The organism is Yonghaparkia sp. Soil809 (assembly GCF_001429705.1).
Classification (GTDB): domain Bacteria; phylum Actinomycetota; class Actinomycetes; order Actinomycetales; family Microbacteriaceae; genus Microcella.
Genome location: NZ_LMSV01000001.1, coordinates 1,397,675 through 1,415,927, shown reverse-complemented (window position 1 = coordinate 1,415,927; position 18,253 = coordinate 1,397,675). Strand labels below are relative to the sequence as shown.

The window sequence follows — 18,253 nt, the reverse complement described above, 5'->3', positions numbered from 1 at the left end:
TCCGTTGCAGTGCTCACTAGCCCTGGAAGTCCTGCGAGTAGTTCGGCTGCTGCAGCGCTTCCTCGGGGTCCTGACCGAACCACTGGTCGACGTCCTCGTAGGTCGCGATCGGCGTGTTGTACAGGTTGCCGTCGTCGCGCTTGACCACCTCGCGGATGTAGACCGGTCCGACCGTGTTGTTGTACTCGTCGAACGAGACCCGGCCGAAGATGTTGTCCTCGAAGGTGGACTCGGTGATCGCGGAGACGAGCTCCTCACCCGTGAGGTAGCCCTGCTCCTCGAGAACCGACGCGACGAGCGACGCCGTGATGTAGCCGCCGGCGATGTAGGCACCGGGCACGTTGCCGCCCGAGAACTCCTTGTACGCCTCGATGAGCTCGGCGACGGCCTCCGACTCGCGGCCCTCGGCCCAGTAGCTGACCGACTTCAGGCCCACGATCTGGTCGCCCATCGCCCGCAGCGTGCCCTGGTCGGCGGCGCAGCAGTTGAGGAGCAGCTTGTCCATGTCGAGGCCGAGGCCCAGGTAGGACGTGAGGAAGTTCGGTCCGGGCGCGCCACCGGCGGTGGCGACGTAGACCATGTCCGCACCGGCGGCCTGGATCTGCGAGACGTAGGTCGAGAAGTCGGTGGTGGAGTTCGGGAACCACAGCTGCTCGACGACCTCGCCGCCGTTGTCCTGGAAGCCCTGGACGAATCCGGCGCACGACTCCCAGCCGAAGGCGTAGTCGGCGCACAGCGTGACGGCGGTGTCGAACCCGCCCTCCGTGGCAGCCCACTCGCCGCCGGGGTAGTTCGCCTGCGAGCCGCCCATGGAGCCGGTGCGGACGGTGAGGCCGTTCGCGTTGCGCTGGGTGAGGTCGTCGGAGGCGGCGACGGGGTGGAGGTTGGGGACCCCGACGCTCTCGGCGTACTCGGCGACGGCGAGCGCGGTGTTGGCCAGGAGCGGCCCGACGAGCACGTCCACCTCGTCCTGCTCGACGAGCTTCGCCGCCTTCGTGAGCGAGATCTCGGGGTTGCCCGCGTCGTCCTCGACGATCGTCTCGACGGTGACGCCGTTGACCTCGTTGCCGTTGAGCTCCCAGTAGAGGTTCCAGCCGTCCACCATCTCCTGGCCGGCGACGGCGAAGTTGCCGGTGACGGGGGAGATGTAGCCGACCTTGAGCGTCTCGCTCACGGCCGCCTCCGTGCCGCCGCCCGCATCGGGCTCGGGCTCGGCGGCCTGGGGCGGCGCGCACGCGGCGAGCACCAGTGCGGCCGTGGCGGCGAGGCCGACGAGGCCGATCCAGCGCCGGGGAGCCGTTGTCATCGTTGACGTCATGGCAGTTCCTTTCGATTACGGATTGTGATTGCGGTCGGGCACTGCGGTGCCCTCGGGGGAACTCCGGTCGCCCGGTGGCGTGGCGGAGGGCGAGCGCCCCCGGAGCTTCGCCAGCACCTTCGGCACGCTGCCGGCGACGCCGGCGCGCGCGAAGAGGATGACGAGGATGAAGATGAGCCCGAGCGCGGTCGGCCAGCGGTCGACGTAGCTCGAGAGGACGTTCTCGACGAGCACCACGACGGCGGCGCCGATGAGCGGCCCGAGGAGCGTTCCGATGCCGCCGAGGATGACCATGACGACGAGCAGGACGGAGCGCTCGACGCCGGCCGACGACGGGCTGACGAAGTTGGTGTGCCAGACCGCGAGAACGCCGGCGATGCCCGCGACGGTTCCCGAGATCATGAACGCGCTGAGCTTGTACTGGGCGACGCTGTAGCCGAGGCTGCGCATCCGGCTCTCGCTGTCGCGCAGGCCGCGCAGGCTCGCGCCGAAGGGCGAGCTGCTGACGACCCAGAGGGCCCCTGTCGTGATCACGAAGATGCCGAGCACGACGTAGTAGTAGATCCACTCCTCGTGCAGGTTCCCGGGAGCGGCGATGCCGGAGATCCCGTTCTCTCCCCCGGTGACGGACGACAGGCGGAAGGCGAGGCCGTAGATGAGCATGCCGAGCGCGAGCGTGACCATGAGGAAGTAGATGCCGCTCGTGCGCATCGACAGCAGGCCGTAGAGGAACGACACCACAAGGGTGACCACGAGGGCCAGCAGCACCTGCGTCATCGAATCGAGACCCTGGCGGGATGCCCAGCCCACGGCGTACGCGGACGCCGCGGCGATCGCGCCATGGCCGAGCGAGACCATGCCGCCGTCGCCGCCGAGGAAGTTGACGCTCGAGGCGAGGACGGCGGCGATGAGGATGGTCGAGGCGAGGCCGAGGACGAAGTTGGAGACGCCGAAGTAGGGCAGGGCCAGGAGCACGACGAGCAGCAGGCCGAGCAGAGCGAGGTTGACGAGCATCCGACGGTTCATGCGGTCCTCCCGAAGAGACCGGTGGGCCGGAGCACCAGGACGAGGGCCATGGGCAGGAAGATCGTGAAGTAGGCGAGCTCGGGGATCCACGCCTTCGCGAACGCGTCGATGAGCCCGATGAGCACGCTGCCGACGGCCGCTCCGGTGACGCTGCCGAGGCCGCCGATGATGATCACGACGAGGGCGTAGAGCAGCACCTCGTTCTGCACGCCCGGCAGGATGCTCTGCATGCCGGAGCCGATGGTGCCGCCCAGTGCGGCGAGTCCGGCGCCTACGACGAACATGCCGGTGAAGACCCAGGCGATGTTGACGCCCATAGCGGAGATGATCTCGCGGTCGTCGACGCCGGCGCGGACGACGGCGCCGATCCGCGTCCGGGTCTGCACGAAGGCGAGGCCCAGGCCGATCGCGACGGCGACGCCGATCACGAAGATCCGGTACCAGGGGTAGACCAGGTCGCCGATCATGAGCGCGCCGGGGATCGTCGCCGTCGTCGGCAGGTTCTGCGGGTCGCCGCCGAAGACCGCGAGGCAGAGGTCGGCGATCACGAACGAGACGCCGATGGTGAGCAGCACCTCCGGCAGCTCCTGCCCCCGCACGAAGCGGAGGAGGACGACCTCGACGATGAAGGCCGTCGCGGCGACGACGATCACCGCGGTGATCACCGCGAGCAGCAGGTTGCCCGTCAGCCCGGCGATGACGACGCCGATGTACCCGCCGAGCAGGTAGAAGGCGCCGTGCGCCATGTTGACGATCTTCATGAGACCGAAGACCAGCGTCAGACCGCTGGCCAGCAGGAAGAGCAGGGCGCCGAAACTCAGCCCGTTCAGCACTTGCTGCGCCAGGAACACGGGTTCAAACACTCAGAACCGAACCTTCCACGTCGTTGAGGAGTTGGTGCATGGCGGTGTGGTGCCCCAGTAAAGCAACCGATTGCAGAAGTGTCAAGGACTACTGCACAAGTGGTGCGTCATCGACGCAGGAGGAGGCGGGGAAGCCCCGCTGGGGATCCGTCCTGCCGCCGCTGCGTCGTCAGCGCAGGCGCGGTGGGGCGCCGGTCGAGCCGCGCACCACGAGGGAGACGGGGAGCATCACCCGCTCCTGCGTGGGCTCGCCCGTGTCGAGCATGCGGAGGAGCAGTCGCGCCGCCTCCTCGCCCATCGAGCGGGCGGGCACCCGTACGGTCGTGAGCGGCGGGTGGAAATCCTCGGCGAAGACCATGTCGTTGAAGCCCACCACCGACAGGTCCGTCGGGCACTCGAGGCCGTGCCTCCGCAGCGAGCGGAGCACCCCGAGCGCGATGAGGTCGTTCCCCGCCACGATCGCGGTGGGTCGATCGGGGTGGCCGGCGATGACCGCATCGGCGGCGCGCTCCCCCGCCTCGGCGGTGAGTGCGTTCACCTCCATCAGTCGCCCGCGCACCCCCGCCTCGGCGCACGCGGACTGGAACGCCACGCTCCGCGCCTCGCTCGTGGAGAGGCTGGCCGGGCCGGCGATGTGGAGGAGATCCCGGTGGCCCAGCTCGACGAGGTGGCGGACGGAGGCGGCGATGCCCTGCGCGNCGCCCCGGTGCCCCGAGCCGATGATGAGCCCATCGACGCGGCGGTCGAGGAGGGAGGCGATGGCAACGCGCTCGCCGGACTCGTTCTCGTCGGTGTTTGCCAGGAGCGCGGTGTACCCGCGGGACTGCAGGTGGCTCTCGATCCCGCGCACGATCGGCGGGAACAGCGGGTTCGTGAGGTCGGGGATGACGACGCCGATCGTCATGGAGCTGTCGGTGCGGAGCCCGCGCGCCATGACGTTGGGCACGTAGCCGAGCGACTCGGCGGCCTCGCGAACGCGCAGCACCGTGTCGCGGCCGACGAGGCGCTCGGTCCGCTGGTTGAGAGCACGCGAGACCGTCGCCTTGTGGACGCCCGCGAGCCTCGCGACGTCATCGATGGTCGGGCGTGCGCCCATCTGGGCATCCTCTCGGATCCGCCGGCGGGGTCGCTCGGCTGTCGGTCATCGTATATACCGACAGGGCGAACCTTGCTGAACGCGACGGTGTCGCCCGCCCCGGACTCACTGAGATGCGATGCGGGCAGCTAGGCGCGCTGCTCCGGGCGCATGTTCTTCATCGCCTGCAGGACGTCGACGGCCGAGGTGATCGGCCGCGATCCACCCGGATGCTCGTGGCCGAGATCGGCGAGCGACTGGTAGGTGCCCTCACGGCTCCCGATCACGAACCAGATCCCCCGCGCCGTCTGGTCGGACTGGTTCACGTAGAGGTGCGGGCGGTTCGCGTCGAAGCAGAAGGAGTCCCCCGGCTCGAGCTCGTAGCTGTCGAAGTCGATCTTGAGCGTGAGCCGGCCCTCCAGCAGCACGCCGTACTCGAGCGCGGCGTGGCGCATCATCTTCCCCTCGACGGAGGAGGAGCCCGCGGGCGCGTAGCTCACGATGAGCGGGTCGGCGATCCCGGACTGGCCGACGGCCATGCGCTCCCAGGTGACGCCGTTCTCCATCTCGATCACCGGGTTGTCCTCGCGCCGCTGCACCACCGAGTCCGTCCGCCGGTCGGGTCCGGGCTCCGGTGCGCTCGCCGACGAATTGAGAAGGAGCGGGGTCGCGGCGGGCCGCGGCGCGCCCATGAGACCGTCCAGCGAGATCCCCAGGTGGTTCACGAGGGCGTAGAGGGTGCTCACCGAGGGCTGGGTCTTGCCGGTCTCCACCTGGGAGAGCAGACTCGCCGAGACCCCGACCGCCGAGGCGACGGCGCGCAGGCTGAGCTTGCGGGCCTCGCGCACGCGACGCAGTTCCGAGCCGACGTCGAACTGCATCGTCCGTGTCCTTCCGAGAGGGGGCCGATCAGCCCGAGTGCAACAGCCCTGGTGAACATCGAGGGTTCCGCAATGGTATATGACGCAGAGTTCCCCTGGGTCGGACTCCGTCGTTTTCCCGGGATACGACGCCATTGCGGGGCCCGTGTGTGAAGCATTACTGTACAGACGTCCATCAGCCCGCTCCGTCGGAGCGGAATCGAGAGGAAGCCCGTGGAGCCCACGTCACCCCGACACCGCGACGACGCCGCCGTCGCCTTCCTCGGCCTCGGCGCGATGGGCGCCGCCATGTCCTCCCGCCTCGCCGACGAGGGGTTCGCCGTGTCGGTGTGGAACCGCAGCGACGGCCCGGCGGCCGAGCTCGCGCAGCGCGACGGCATCCAGGTGGTGTCGGGGCCCGCGGAGGCCTTCGCCTCGGCGGACGTGGTGCACTCCATGCTCGCGAACGACGCGGCCGTGCTCGCCGTCTTCGACGACGCGCTGCTCGACGCCGCACCCGCGGGTCGCGTCCACGTCAACCACGCCACCGTCGCTCCTCAGACCGCGTCGACCCTCGCCGAGCGCCACGCACGGCACGGCGTCGGATACGTCTCCGCTCCGGTCCTCGGCCGCTCGACGATCGCCGGCACCGGCGCGCTCCTCGTCGTCGCCTCGGGAGAGACCGCGAGCGTCGAGCGCGCCCTGCCCTCGCTCGAGGCGCTCGGCCAGCGCGTCTGGAACCTCGGCACGGATGCCCGGCTCGCGCCCGTCGTGAAGATCGCCGTGAACTACTCGCTCATCAGCGCGATGCAGTCGATGGCGGAGTCGGTCACGCTCGTGGAGGCGGCGGGGATCGACTCCGGCACGTTCATCGAGGTGCTCACGCACACCGCGTTCAGCGGCTCCGCCCACCGCGGTTACGGGCCGATCATCGCCGAGAAGCGCTACGAGCCGGTCGGCTTCGCGATGGCGCTCGGCCTCAAGGACCTCGGGCTCGCCGAGGGCACGGCCGCCGACCTCGGCGTCGAGCTGCCGGTCGCGCCGGTGCTGCACGAGCTCTTCGAGGCCGCGCTCGCCGACCCGGCGCTGCGGGAGCTCGACTGGTCGGCCGTGGCCGAGATCACCCGCCGACGCTCGGGCCGGGGCTAGACCGCGAGGAGTGCGGCGAGGTTCTCCGGGCGGGCCTCGAGCTCGCCCGCCTCGATCATCAGCGACAGCTCCAGCACGCGCTCGTTGCACGGCGCGGAGCCGCCGTGCTCTCGGTGGACGGCGACGACGAGGCCGTTGATCTCGCGCACCTCGCTCCGGCGCCCCTTCATCCAGTCCTGCAGCACGGTCGTGCGGGTGGTGGGCAGCGTGAAATCCGTGAGGACGCGATCGAGGAGCGTGACGGCGTAGTCGTCCGGCTCCGCGATGTCGGCCTCGGTCATCCCGAAGATCGGCATCAGGCGACTGCCGGCGGCGAGGCACGCGCGGATCGCCTCGCGGCCCGTCTCGATCATGAACTCGCGCATGCCCGGCAGTCGCACGGCGTCGTCGAGAGGGAGCCCGAGGACGGCCGAGGGCACGAGCTCGGCGGCGTTGGCGACGAGCTTCATCCACTTCGACGAGCGGATGTCCGGCGACACCTCGACCGTGCCCGCCGCGCGCAGGACGCTCGCCGCCTCCTCCTCGCGACCGACCGTGGCCGGGTGCATGCTGCCGATCGCGAACCACGACGACGATCGGGGGCTCTGACGCTCGACCACGCCCGGCTCGAACATGTTGGCGGTCACCTCGATGACGGCGCCGAGCGTGCGGTGAGGGCCGAGGATGCTCGCCATGTCGTCGAGCGACATCCCGTTCTGCACGCCGATCGCGAGCCCCGACTCGGCCAGCAGCGGGGTGATCAGCTCGCTCGCCCATCGAGTGTCGTAAGCCTTGACGAGCACGAAGACGAGATCGAAGGGCTCGCGCAGCTCGGCGACCTCGCACAGGTGATGGACGCGGACCGGCGTGATCACCGTCTCGTCCGGCAGCTCGACGCGCACCCCGTGCCTGCGCATCGCCTCGACATGCGCGGGCCACTGCTCGATGAAGGTCACATCGTGACCGGCACGGACGAGGTCGGCCCCGATGCCCGCGCCGTTCGCCCCCGTGCCGAGGACGGCGATGCGGGGAGCGCCCGGCGCGGGGCTCACGGACGGGCGGTCGCGCGGCGCCGGCGCTTCGACCGGGCGATCGCGTAGAGGATCGCCGCGGCGAGGATGAGCACGCCCTGGAGGATGTACTGCCACATCTGGTCCAGGCGCAGGAACACCGTCGCGTTGAGCACCTGGATGAGCAGCATCGAGCCGAACAGGGTGCCCACGAAGGTGCCGCGGCCGCCGAGGAGGCTCGTGCCGCCCAGCACGACGGCCGTGATGCTCGAGAGCGTGTAGGCGACGCCCTGGGCGGGGTCGCCGACGCCGATCTGCGTCATGAGCATGATCGCGCCGAGGAAGGTCAAGGCGGAGGTCGCGACGTAGCCGAGCACGACCGTGCGATTGACCTCGACGCCGACGCGACGCGCCGACTCCTCGTCGGAGCCCGCCGCGCGCAGGCGCCAGCCCCACGGGGTCCGACGCAGCGCGACCTCGAGCCCGATGACGACGAGCACGAGCACGATGAAGGCGATCGGCACGGGGCCGAGCTTCGTCGTGATCGCGCGCGAGACCTCGGAGTTGATGAAGCCCTCGGCCGTCGGCCGCAGGAGGAAGCTCAAGCCCTGGAGCGCGATGTACACCGTCAGGGTCGCTGCGATGGCCGTGAACTTCACGTACCTGATGAGCGCGCCGTTGACCAGTCCCACGACGATCGACGCCGCGAGCATGGCGGCGAATCCGAGCAGGATGGACGTCGTCGGCGACTCGTTGAGGATGAAGAACGACCCGACCACCACGAGGAATCCCACGAGGGGTCCGACCGACAGATCGATGCCCCCGGTCAGCAGCGCGATCGTCTGCCCCATCGCGATGAATCCGAGCGCGGAGGTGAGCAGCAGCATCGACGAGATGTTGAAGTCGCCGAGGTAGCGGTCGTTCTGGGCGAAGATGAAGGCGCCGAGCGCGAGCATGACGATCGCCAGCAGCACGGGCGGCGCGTAGTCGCCCTGCAGGAACCGGCGGACGGATGCGCGACGGCCCGCCGCGCGCTCGTCGGCGCCGTCGTTCCTGACGTCGTCGACGTTGACGGTGCGCGTGGTCGAGCTCACCGCGGAGTGGATCATCCGCTCCTCGGTGATCTCGGCGCCGCGCAGGGTGTCGACGACGTGGCCGCGCGACATCACGATGACCGTGTCGCAGAGGCCCTCGAGCTCTTTCGCGTCGGACGACGCGACGATGACGGGGATGCCCGCGGCCGAGACCTCGCGCAGGATCCCGTAGATCTCCGCGCGCGCTCCGACGTCGACGCCCTGGGTCGGCTCGTCGGCGAGGATCAGCACCGGCTCCGAGAGCAGCGCCCGCGCCATCATGACCTTCTGCTGGTTGCCGCCCGAGAGCGAGGAGACCGGGGCGTCGAGGGAGGCCGCCTTGACCGAGAGGGAGCCGAGCGTGTCGCCGAGCATCCCGAGCTCGCGCTTGCGACTGATTAGGAGGCCGCTGCGGAAGCGCCGCAGCGCGGAGACGGCCGCGTTCTCGCGCACCGACAGGCGCATCATGAGTCCCTCGCTCAGGCGGTCGGCGGGGAGGTACGCGGCGCGCGCGAGGAGCTCCCTGCCGGTCACCGCCCGGCCCTCGATCTCGACCGCTCCGTCGAAGGAGGCGAGGCCGGCGAGGGCGCGCAGCAGGTCGCTCTGGCCGTTGCCCACGACCCCCGCGACGCCGATGATCTCGCCGCGCTGCGCGCTGATCGAGACCTCGTTGAAGCCGGGGCCGGTGAGGCCGGTGGCGGCGAAGCTCGTCGCCCCCTCGCGCGGACCGTCGAACTTGGGCGGGAAGGTCGAGTCGAGCTGACGCCCGACGATGAGCGAGAGCAGCTCGCGGTCGCTGATCTCGTCGACGATCGCGGTGGCGCGAAGGCGCCCGTCGCGGAGGACCGTCACGCGGTCGGCGAGCTCGCGGACCTCGGCGAGGCGGTGCGTGATGTACACGACGGAGGTGCCCTGGGCGACGAAGTCGCGCACGAGGGCGAAGAGCATGTCGACCGAGTCCTGGCCGAGCGGGGCGGTCGGCTCATCGAGGACGAGGAGCGAGGGCTTGACCGCGAGAGCCTTCGCGATCTCGAGCAGGTGCTTCTGCGCGACGGAGAGGGTCTCGACGCGGTCGGAGAGGTGGACCTTCAGACCGACGGTCGCGAGGAGCTCGTGCGCGACGTCGAGGCGCGAGGCTCCGCGCGGGAGGATCGAGGCCGGCAGCGCGACGAGGAGGTTCTCGAGCACGGTCATGTCCGGCAGCACGGCGGGGTGCTGGTGGACGAAGGCGATGCCGCGGCGCGTAGCCTCCCGCGGGTCGAGGACGTCCACGACCTCGCCGCCGATGGCGATGATGCCCCGATCGGGGCGGATCGTCCCGGTCGCGACGTTCATGAGGGTCGACTTGCCCGCGCCGTTCTCGCCGAGCAGGGCGTGGACCTCTCCCGGCAGCACCTCGAGGGACACGTCGGTGAGCGCCGCGGCGCCGCCGAAGCTCTTCGAGATCCCGGTCATGGAGAGCGTCGCCACGGCGGCCGGCGCTTCGGTGGTTGGCATGTTCACGAGAAAACCCTCACTCGCAGCTCTGGGGCAGGTTCGGTATGGGAGGGCTCTCCGGCCCGGCGGCGCGCGCCGGACCGGAGAGCCCGATGGAACAGGATCAGTCGAGCAGGGCGGCCTGGTCCTCGGGGCTCATCTGAGCCGAGAGGTAGATGTCGCCCGGGAGGTCGTCACGGCAGGTGACGGGGTTCGGGCTGCCCGAGACGCTGTCCTCGAACACCGGAGCGGCGAACGCGGTCTCGCTCGGGATGACGCCGCCCGTGGCACGGGCCACGGCGTGCTGCACCGCGAGACGGACGTTGTCGTTGCCCGTCGCGACCGTGAAGAGCTTGAAGTCGGGGTTGGCGTCCTTCTTCTCCTCCCAGAAGCAGGAGAGCACGTTGCCGTCCGAGGTGACGAGAGCGGGGATGGAGCGACCGCTCTTCTCGAACTCCGGCAGGGCGCCGACGAGCGACGGGCCGAAGTCCGAGACGATGACGTCGATCTGGTCGTACTTCGCGATGGCCGCCGTGAGCACCTGCTGCGTGAGCGCCGGGTCCCAGTTCGTGACCTCGTACGGCTGCTCGCCGATGAACTCGTAGCTGTCGTCGGTCAGGACCGACTCCAGGCCCTCGCGCTCGTCGATGCCCTGGCTGTTGCCGGCCGGGCCCGAGAGGAAGAGGATCTTCGCGCCGTCGGGGAAGTTCTCGGAGATCCACTCGCCCCACGCGACGCCGTCGGCGACGAAGTCGGCGCCGACCCAGAGGTCGAAGTCCTCACCGTCGGTGCCGTTCGGGTCGACGCGGTAGGGAACCGTGACGACGCCGGCCTCGTAGGCGCTGCGCAGGGCGGGGAGCATGGCCTCGCCCGCGTCCGGGAAGACGACGATGGCGTCGGCACCAGAGGCGACCATGCCCTGGATGTCCGAGATCGACTTCTGCGTGTCGCCCTGGCCGTCGGCGTAGAGGTACTCGACGACGCTCGGGCACTTGGCGACCTCATCGGCGCCGGCTGCCGTGGTGACCAGGCGCCAGCTGTTGCCGCCGAAGCCGTCGAGCAGGCCGACGACCGCCTCGTCGGGACCGCACCAGTCAGGTGCGCCCTCGACGGGGGCTCCCGGCTCGGCGCCGGGCTCGTCGGATTCGGCGGCGCAGCCGCTCAGGATGAGGGCTGCGAGGCCCGCGACGGCGATCGCCGTCGACATTTTGCGGTGGATCATGTTCTCCTCCATGGGTCCGCGCGACGACCGTGTCGCACGTGTTCTTGGTGCGTCCGCTCCGGTGGAGCGGACTGTCAGGGTGTTGCGATTGCAGCCGGAGCGCTCGCGCGAGCGAATCGCTGCCGGAGGGCTGCCCAGTTGACCGTGTAGATCGCGACTCCGATCGCAAGCGCGGCGGCCTGGACGAGGGTGCGCACCGCGAACGGCACGCCCAGAGCGAGCACGAACTGGTCGAGCTGGCTGAGGAACAGGGCGGCCACGACCGTGGCCACGGGGAAGCCGCGACCGCCGAGCAGCGACGTGCCTCCCAGCACCACGACGGCGACCGACGTGAGCAGGTAGGTGTTGCCCTGGAAGGCGGTGGGCTGGTTGGTGATGCCGGCGAGCAGGATGCCCGCGGTCGCGAAGAGCAGCTGCGACCACACGTAGGCCGCGCCCTGGTGGGTGCGGTAGCGCAGGCCGGTGGCCCTGGCCGCCGCGGGGCTCGCGCCGACGGCCTCGAACCGACGGCCCGCCACGGTGCGCTTGACCAGGATCGAGACGAGGATGAGCGCCCCGAGCGCGAACAGCACGGCGTGCGGGATCCCGAGCGTCTGCCCGCCACCGATGCTCGCGAGCAGTCGCGTCGTCGTGCGGGGGATGCCTCCGGAGATGCCGAGCACGGCGCCGAAGAGCAGCGCGTTCGTCCCGAGGGTCGCGATGATCGGGTTGAGGCCGAGGCGGCCGACCATGAACCCGTTGAGGAGCCCCGCGCCGATCGCCCAGGCGAAGGCGGCGAGCACGGCGGGCACCAGCAGCGCGTCGTTCTCGTTGGGCATGTGCGTCACGAGCACGACGGCGAGGGACACGCCGCCCGGCACCGAGAGGTCGATCCCGCCCTGCTGGACGACGAGCATCTGGCCGAGGCCGACGATCGCGAGGACGGCTGCGAACGGCAGCATCCCGAGGACCGCGCCCGGGGACACGCTGCTCGGCGCGAGGATCGCGCTGACGACCACGAGGACGACCAGCGAGATGGCGACCGTGAGCAGGCCCTTGGAGATGCTCACCCGCGCGCTCGTGAGGCTCCGCGGCATCGAGGTGTCGGCCATGCTCTCCCCTTCGAAAGTTCTGGTCTCCACCGTCCGGTGTGACCGAACGGGGTGTTGAGTCACACTTTATGGAAAGTCGGCGCTGTTCACAACCACCGATGGTAACGATTCGGCAGAGCGCACAGACAGGGCCGAACGACCCGTCGTTCCTGCGGGGCGCGAGTCCTCCAAAAGGAGGACAATGGATTTCTATGCATCCGCATATATTCGACCTTCTTGCCCCATTCTGAGGCGGCAGGAGGCCGATCGTGCGGCGTGCAGGACCGCGCGTATCGACGTCGGGGCGACGGTGCGCTAGCGTTTATCTTCACTGAACAACGCCGTTCGAAAGGTGGCATTTCGATGAACACAGCTTCTCCGCGCCGCGCCCTCGTCGTCGGGGCGACCGGCATCGCGGGTCAGACGGTCTCCCGCCAGCTCGTCGACGCGGGCTGGGAGGTGCACGGCCTCGCCCGTCGCGGCAACAGCATGCCGGCAGGCGTCATCCCCATCCAGGCCGACCTGCTCGACGCCGACGCCACGCGCGCCGCCCTCGCCGGCCTCCGCCCCGAGATCGTCATCATCACGGCGTGGATCCGCAAGGACACCGAGGCCGAGAACATCGCCGTCAACAGCGCGACGCTGCGCAGCCTGTTCTCCGCGCTCGAGGCCGACGGCGGGGTGCGCCACGTCGCCCTCCTCACCGGCCTCAAGCACTACCTCGGCCCGTTCGAGGACTACGCGACGGGCGTCAAGGCGGAGACCCCGTTCAAGGAGTCGGAGCCGCGACTGCCCAGCCCGAACTTCTACTACGCCCAGGAGGACGAGCTGTTCGCGGCCGCTGCGCGCATGGGCTTCACCTGGAGCGTGCACCGCTCGCACACCGTCTTCGGCTTCGCCGTCGACAACGCCATGAACATGGTGCTGACGCTCTCGGTCTACGCGACCATCTGCAAGGAGCTCGGGCAGAAGTTCGTCTACCCCGGCTCGGTCGAGCAGTGGAACTTCATCACCGACGTGACCGACGCCGAGCTGCTCGGCGAGCAGCTGGTCTGGGCCTCCACCCACGAGAACGGCGAGAACGAGGCCTTCAACATCGCCAACGGCGACGTCTTCCGCTGGCGCTGGCTGTGGCCGCAGATCGCCGAGCACTTCGGCGTGGAGTGGGAGGGACCGAGCGGGACGCCGCGCACCCTCGTCGAGGCGATGACGGATGTCGCCCCCGACGTGTGGCGACGCATCGCCGAGCGCGAGCACCTCGTCGAGTCCGACGTCAGCAAGCTCGCGTCCTGGTGGCACAGCGACAGCGACCTGGGCCGCGAGGTGGAGTGCGTCACCGACATGACCAAGAGCCGCGAGGCCGGGTTCCTCAACTTCCGGTCGACGCCGAAGAGCTTCTTCGACACCGTCGCCCGCTACCGCGAGGCTCGACTGCTGCCCTGACCGGCGAGCGTGCGAAGGGGGCGGGCGCCGAAGCGCCCGCCCCCTTCTGCGTGCCGACCGGACGGCCCGGATTCTCCGGTCTGCCCTCCGCCTCAGAGCGCGGCGGAGAACTCGATGTGCGCCTTGATGGTCTGCGCGGGGTTGCGGGCGGCCTCGACGGCGTCCGTCGCGGTCGCGACGTCGAAGCGCTGCGTCACCAGGGACGTCAGATCGATGCCCGCCTGCGCCATGAAGCGCAGGGTGTCGGGCCACACGCCCGGCGAGCCGATCGAGCCCGTGATCGTGAGCTCCTTCGACTGGATGAGCCCCAGCTTCGCGGGAGCCTCGCGGCCGACATCGATGCCCATGTAGCCGACGCGACCCTTGAACGCGGCGATCTCGAGCGCCTGCGCCATGACCTCGGGGCGCCCCGTGGCCTCGATCACGACGCTCGCGCCGCGCCCGTCGCTCTCGCGAGAGAGCACGGCCTCGAGCTCGTCGGGCGACACCGCGACGTGCGCCCCGAGCGAGAGCGCCTTCTCGCGGCGGTGCTCGCTCGGCTCGACGACGATCGTCTTCGCGCCGAGCTTGGCCGAGGCGGCCGTGACGCACAGGCCGATGGGGCCCGCGCCGAGGACGACGAGCGTGTCGCTCGCGTTGACGTTCCCGACCCTCATGAGGGCGTAGTAGGCGACGCTGAAGGGCTCGACGAGGGCCGCGTTCGTCCAGGAGACGCCCTCGGGCAGCTTGTGCAGCCACGACTCCTTCGCGACGAAGAACTCGGCGGCGGCGCCGCTGATCGAGAAGCCGAAGTGGTCGTCGCCGATGACGCACTCGCCGACGACGCCGTCGCCCTTCTGCAGTCCGGTGACCTTCGAGCCGACCGCCATGACCTCGCCCGACCACTCGTGGCCGGGGATGATCGGGTACTGGAACGGGATGATGTAGCGGCCCTCGAGCAGCTCGATGTCGCTGTGGCAGACCCCGACGGAGCGCGCGGCGACGAGAACCTCGTCGTCGGCGATCTCGGGGATCGGCAGCTCGTCGACCTGCGGGGTGTCTTGCGCGACGTAGCGCAGTGCCTTCATGGCGATGCTCCTCGGTTCGGGGGTGATTAGAAGGCGCGGACGAGGACCTTGACCTGGTCGCCCGTCGGCGAGAGGAGGGTCTCGAAGCCCTTCTCCACGATGTCGGCCATGTCGATCTTGGCGCTGACGACCTTCTCGACGTCCATGCGGCCGCGGCCGATGAGGTCGATGATGCGCGGCCAGTCGGTCACCGGGTAGCACCAGGTGCCGCGGAGCGTGATGTCGCGCTCCGACAGGACCATCGGGTCGATCGCGGCGGGCTTCGTGTGCAGACCCGTCTGCGAGACGCTGCCGGATGCCCGCACCGAGGCCAGCGCCGTCTGCAGCGCGATCTCGTTGCCCGAGCACTCGATGACCGCGTCGACGCCGATGCCGCCCGTGCGGTCGCGGAGCTCTGCCGCGACGTCGGTCGAGCGCGGGTCGAGCAGCTCGCCCACGTCGAGCGAGCGCGCGAGCTCCTGGCGCTTCGGGTTGACCTCCGACATGAACACGGTGGCGCCGAGCGAGGCGGCGTACATCGAGGCGAGCGCGCCGATCGGGCCGAGGCCCGTCACGAGCACGGTGTCGCCGGGGCGCACCTGCGCCTTGTCGACGCCGTAGGCGGCGACGGCCGTGGGCTCGACGAGGGCGCCCTGGATGTCGTTCATCGAGTCGGGCAGCTTCGCCACCTTCGACTCGTGGACGATCGCCTGCTCGGCGATGCCGCCCCAGCTGTCGCTCAGACCGACGCAGGCCATGGAGGTGCAGAGGTGGTTGAGGCCGCGCTGGCAGAAGTAGCAGGCGCCGCAGAACAGCAGCGGCATGACCGAGACGCGGTCGCCGGCGCGGACGCTGCGCACGTCCTTCCCCACCTCGAGCACCTCGGCGGAGAACTCGTGCCCGAGGATCTGCGGTGCGGTCGACCCGTTGAGCCTGTGCGGCTGGGTCGGGATGACGATCGGGCCCACGGCGTACTCGTGCAGGTCGGTGCCGCAGATGCCGCACCAGAACGGCTTGAGCCGCACGTCGTTCGCGCCGAGGGCGCCGGGCTCGGCGACCTCCTCGACACGGATGTCCTTGGCGTCGTGGAAAACGGCTGCTCTCATCGCAATGGCCTCTCTGTGGGTAGCGGCGGTGTCAGGACGTGCGGGTGGGGTCGAACAGGACCTTCCCGCGGATCTCGCCGGCGGCGAGCCGAGTGAGCTGGTGCGGAACCTCGTCGAGCCCGAAGACGGCCTCGACGAGCTCGTCGCCGAGGTTCGTGCGCGCGAGGATCTCGAGCGACGGCGCCATGTCCTCGCCGCACACGTGGGCGACCGTCGTGGCGATCGTCACCTCGCTCAGGACGAGGTGGTGGACGTCGAGCTCCTGCGGCTTCGAGGGCAGGCCCACCCCGAGGATGGTCCCTCCCTGCCGCACGAGGTCCACGCACAGCTCGAGCTGGCCCGGAGCGCCAGTGGCCTCGATGACGACGTCGGCGCCGACCGGTCCGACGATCTCGCGCAGGGCATCCTTCAGGCCGTCGTCGACGGGCACGACGCGCGTGGCCCCGAGACGGAGGGCCCGGTCCAGCCGCTCCCCCGCGAAGTCGACGACGGTGATGTCCGCATCGGCGAGGGAGGCGAGCCCGGCGAGGATGAACGTGCCGATCGCGCCTGCGCCGAACAGCACGACGCGGTCGCCGTCGGCGACGGTCGACCGGCGCGCGGCGTGCAGGCCCACCGCGAGCGGCTGCGCGACGCCGGCGGCGTCGAGGTCGCAGTCGGCGGGGATGCGCACGAGCGTCGACGTCGCGACGGCGACGTACTCGGCGAGACCGCCGTCGATGTTGAGCCCGTGCGTGACGTAGTGCTCGCACAGGTTCGTGCGACCCTGCCGGCAGCGGAGGCACTCGCCGCACGCGACTCCGGCGCCCGAGGCGACGTGGTCGCCGATCACGAGTCCGCTGTCGGAGCCGCCGGGGAGGTCGACGATCTCGCCGACGAACTCGTGGCCCATGATCAGCGGACCGTGGTGGCCGCTGTGCGGGTGGGGCCGATCGATCGGGAACATGATCGGGCCGGCCTTGTACTCGGTGGCGTCCGTGCCGCAGATCCCGCTGCGGAGGACGCGGACGAGCGCCTGGCCCTCGACCGCGATCGGGACGGGGACGGTCTCGACGCGCACGTCGCCGCGGCCGTGGTAGACGGCTGCGCGCATGGTTCCGGTGACTGCGGGCATGGTGATCGCCGTCACTTCCCGCCGCGGCCGTCGAACGTGTTGAGGTGCGACTGCGAGTCGCGCAGCGTGCTCAGCTCGCCGCCGACCGAGTAGTAGCGCTTGCCCGCGACGAGCAGCTCCTCCGCGGGGAACTTCGTGATGACCTCGCAGCCGGTGGCGGTGACCACGACCTCCTCCTCGATGCGGGCCGCGCCCCAGCCGTCGGCCGCGGGCCAGTACGTCTCGAGGGCGAACACCATGCCCTCCTCGAGCACCTCGGGGTGGTCGAACGAGGTCAGGCGCGAGAAGATCGGCTTCTCCCAGATCGACAGTCCGACTCCGTGCCCGTACTGCAGCGCGAACGCGGCCTCCTCGTTCGGGAACCCGAACTCCTCCGCCTTCGGCCACACCGCGACGACGTCGGCCGTGGTCGCGCCGGGCTTCACGAGGGCGATCGCGCGATCCATGTACTCGCGAGCGCGGGTGTACGCGTCGCGCTGGGCGACGCTCGCCGAGCCGACCGCGAAGGTGCGGTAGTAGCAGGTGCGGTAGCCGTTGTAGCTGTGCAGGATGTCGAAGAACGCCGGGTCGCCCGGGCGGATCAGCCGGTCGCTGAAGACGTGCGGGTGCGGCGAGCAGCGCTCGCCCGAGATCGCGTTCACGCCCTCCACGTACTCCGAGCCGAGATCGTACAGGGTCTTGGCGACGAGGCCGACGGTCTCGTTCTCGCGCACCCCGGGCCGCAGGAACTCGTAGAGGTTCTCGTAGGCGGCGTCGACCATCGAGGCGGCCTGGGTCAGCAGGCGGATCTCGTCGTGGGTCTTGATGCGGCGGGCCTCGAGGAAGATCTGCTGGCCGTCGACGACCTGGATGCCCTCCCGCTGCAGCGCGAAGAGGATGGGCAGCTCGATCACATCGACTCCGAGCGGCTCGTTCGCGAGCCCGAACTTCTCGAGCTCGCGCTTGACCTTCCGCGCGACCTCCTCGGCGATGCCCGCATCCGGCGGGAACGCGCCGCGCAGGGTCGAGATGCCGGCGCGCGAGCCCGATTCGAGCCGCGGGCGCGTCGCGCCATGGTGCGGCGCGTGCGGGTCGGCGTCGGCCTCGGAGTGCGTGTGGTCGAGCCACGGGTTGTAGAGCGAGTGGTGCTTCGCCGCCGAGCCGAAATCCCACACGATCGGGTCGGTCTTGCGCGTCAGCAGCGAGAAGCGGATCAGCTTGTCCATCGCCCACGTGCCGATGTGCGTGGCCGACATGTAGCGGATGTTCGAGAAGTCGAACGCGAGCACCGCGCCGACATCCGACTTATCGAGCTGCGCCTTCAGCCGCATCAGCCGCTCGGTGCGGAGGCGATCGAAGTCGACGCGCGCCTCCCAGTCGACGGCGTTCGTGCCCGTGGTACCAGTGCTCTTCATGGTCGTCGCTCTCTCTGCGAGGGAGGGAA

General features: G+C 70.1%; 16 protein-coding genes. 2 read left to right on the top strand and 14 right to left on the bottom strand.

Annotated features, from left to right (window positions below; genetic code table 11):
• Nucleotides 1–16: 16 nt before the first annotated feature.
• From ASG83_RS06880 to ASG83_RS06860, 6 genes are all read right to left on the bottom strand, one after another.
• Nucleotides 17–1,306, bottom strand: coding sequence for an ABC transporter substrate-binding protein (locus ASG83_RS06880; protein ID WP_162253787.1), 1,290 nt, complete (start codon nt 1,304–1,306; stop codon nt 17–19).
• 27 nt (nt 1,307–1,333) lie between these two features.
• Nucleotides 1,334–2,344 carry a branched-chain amino acid ABC transporter permease gene (locus tag ASG83_RS06875; protein WP_082514763.1) on the bottom strand — a complete coding sequence of 337 codons (1,011 nt, stop codon included), beginning with the start codon at nt 2,342–2,344 and terminating at the stop codon, nt 1,334–1,336.
• Nucleotides 2,341–3,207 (bottom strand): branched-chain amino acid ABC transporter permease, encoded by an 867-nt coding sequence (locus tag ASG83_RS06870; RefSeq protein ID WP_082514764.1) that lies wholly within the window; start codon nt 3,205–3,207, stop codon nt 2,341–2,343. Before ASG83_RS06870 ends, ASG83_RS06875 begins: the two co-directional genes overlap by 4 nt.
• Nucleotides 3,208–3,376: 169 nt before the next feature.
• Entirely contained in the window at nt 3,377–3,895 is a 519-nt protein-coding gene (locus ASG83_RS13415) for a LacI family DNA-binding transcriptional regulator (protein WP_369813388.1), read from the bottom strand.
• Nucleotides 3,896–3,906: 11 nt separating this feature from the next.
• A partial coding sequence (locus ASG83_RS13410; protein ID WP_369813378.1) for a LacI family DNA-binding transcriptional regulator occupies nt 3,907–4,303 on the bottom strand: 397 nt, incomplete at its 3' end.
• Nucleotides 4,304–4,431: 128 nt separating this feature from the next.
• Nucleotides 4,432–5,163 (bottom strand): helix-turn-helix domain-containing protein, encoded by a 732-nt coding sequence (locus ASG83_RS06860; protein ID WP_055858505.1) that lies wholly within the window; start codon nt 5,161–5,163, stop codon nt 4,432–4,434.
• 213 nt (nt 5,164–5,376) lie between these two features.
• Between ASG83_RS06860 and ASG83_RS06855 the strand changes: the two genes are divergently transcribed.
• Nucleotides 5,377–6,291, top strand: coding sequence for an NAD(P)-dependent oxidoreductase (locus ASG83_RS06855; RefSeq protein ID WP_082599111.1), 915 nt, complete (start codon nt 5,377–5,379; stop codon nt 6,289–6,291).
• Here ASG83_RS06855 and ASG83_RS06850 read toward each other — a convergent pair.
• The 4 genes from ASG83_RS06850 to ASG83_RS06835 all read right to left on the bottom strand — a co-directional run bounded on the left by ASG83_RS06850 (nt 6,288) and on the right by ASG83_RS06835 (nt 12,142).
• The gene (locus ASG83_RS06850; RefSeq protein WP_055858502.1) at nt 6,288–7,322 is read right to left on the bottom strand and encodes a ketopantoate reductase family protein; all 1,035 of its coding nucleotides are present in this window, start codon (nt 7,320–7,322) and stop codon (nt 6,288–6,290) included. The genes ASG83_RS06855 and ASG83_RS06850 overlap by 4 nt on opposite strands.
• Nucleotides 7,319–9,850, bottom strand: coding sequence for an ATP-binding cassette domain-containing protein (locus tag ASG83_RS06845; RefSeq protein ID WP_055859441.1), 2,532 nt, complete (start codon nt 9,848–9,850; stop codon nt 7,319–7,321). Before ASG83_RS06845 ends, ASG83_RS06850 begins: the two co-directional genes overlap by 4 nt.
• Before the next feature lie 103 nt (nt 9,851–9,953).
• Entirely contained in the window at nt 9,954–11,051 is a 1,098-nt protein-coding gene (locus ASG83_RS06840) for a substrate-binding domain-containing protein (RefSeq protein WP_055859438.1), read from the bottom strand.
• 74 nt (nt 11,052–11,125) lie between these two features.
• Nucleotides 11,126–12,142, bottom strand: coding sequence for an ABC transporter permease (locus ASG83_RS06835; RefSeq protein WP_055858499.1), 1,017 nt, complete (start codon nt 12,140–12,142; stop codon nt 11,126–11,128).
• A 342-nt stretch (nt 12,143–12,484) separates the two neighbouring features.
• Here ASG83_RS06835 and ASG83_RS06830 point away from each other — a divergent pair, with 342 nt between their 5' ends.
• A complete protein-coding gene (locus ASG83_RS06830) occupies nt 12,485–13,564 on the top strand; it encodes an SDR family oxidoreductase (protein WP_055858496.1) in 1,080 nt (359 codons plus the stop codon).
• 92 nt (nt 13,565–13,656) lie between these two features.
• On the opposite strand, the gene ASG83_RS06825 is transcribed toward ASG83_RS06830, so the two are convergent.
• From ASG83_RS06825 to ASG83_RS06810, 4 genes are read right to left on the bottom strand one after another with little or no spacing between them, the layout of a single operon-like run.
• Entirely contained in the window at nt 13,657–14,631 is a 975-nt protein-coding gene (locus ASG83_RS06825) for a zinc-binding dehydrogenase (protein WP_055858493.1), read from the bottom strand.
• 26 nt (nt 14,632–14,657) lie between these two features.
• Nucleotides 14,658–15,716, bottom strand: a complete 1,059-nt coding sequence (locus ASG83_RS06820) for a 2,3-butanediol dehydrogenase (RefSeq protein WP_055858489.1) — start codon at nt 15,714–15,716, stop codon at nt 14,658–14,660.
• A gap of 31 nt (nt 15,717–15,747) precedes the next feature.
• Complete coding sequence (locus ASG83_RS06815) at nt 15,748–16,830, bottom strand: zinc-binding dehydrogenase (protein ID WP_200932254.1); 1,083 nt, start codon at nt 16,828–16,830, stop codon at nt 15,748–15,750.
• An 11-nt stretch (nt 16,831–16,841) separates the two neighbouring features.
• Complete coding sequence (locus ASG83_RS06810; protein ID WP_055858486.1) at nt 16,842–18,224, bottom strand: Xaa-Pro peptidase family protein; 1,383 nt, start codon at nt 18,222–18,224, stop codon at nt 16,842–16,844.
• Nucleotides 18,225–18,253 lie beyond the last annotated feature (29 nt).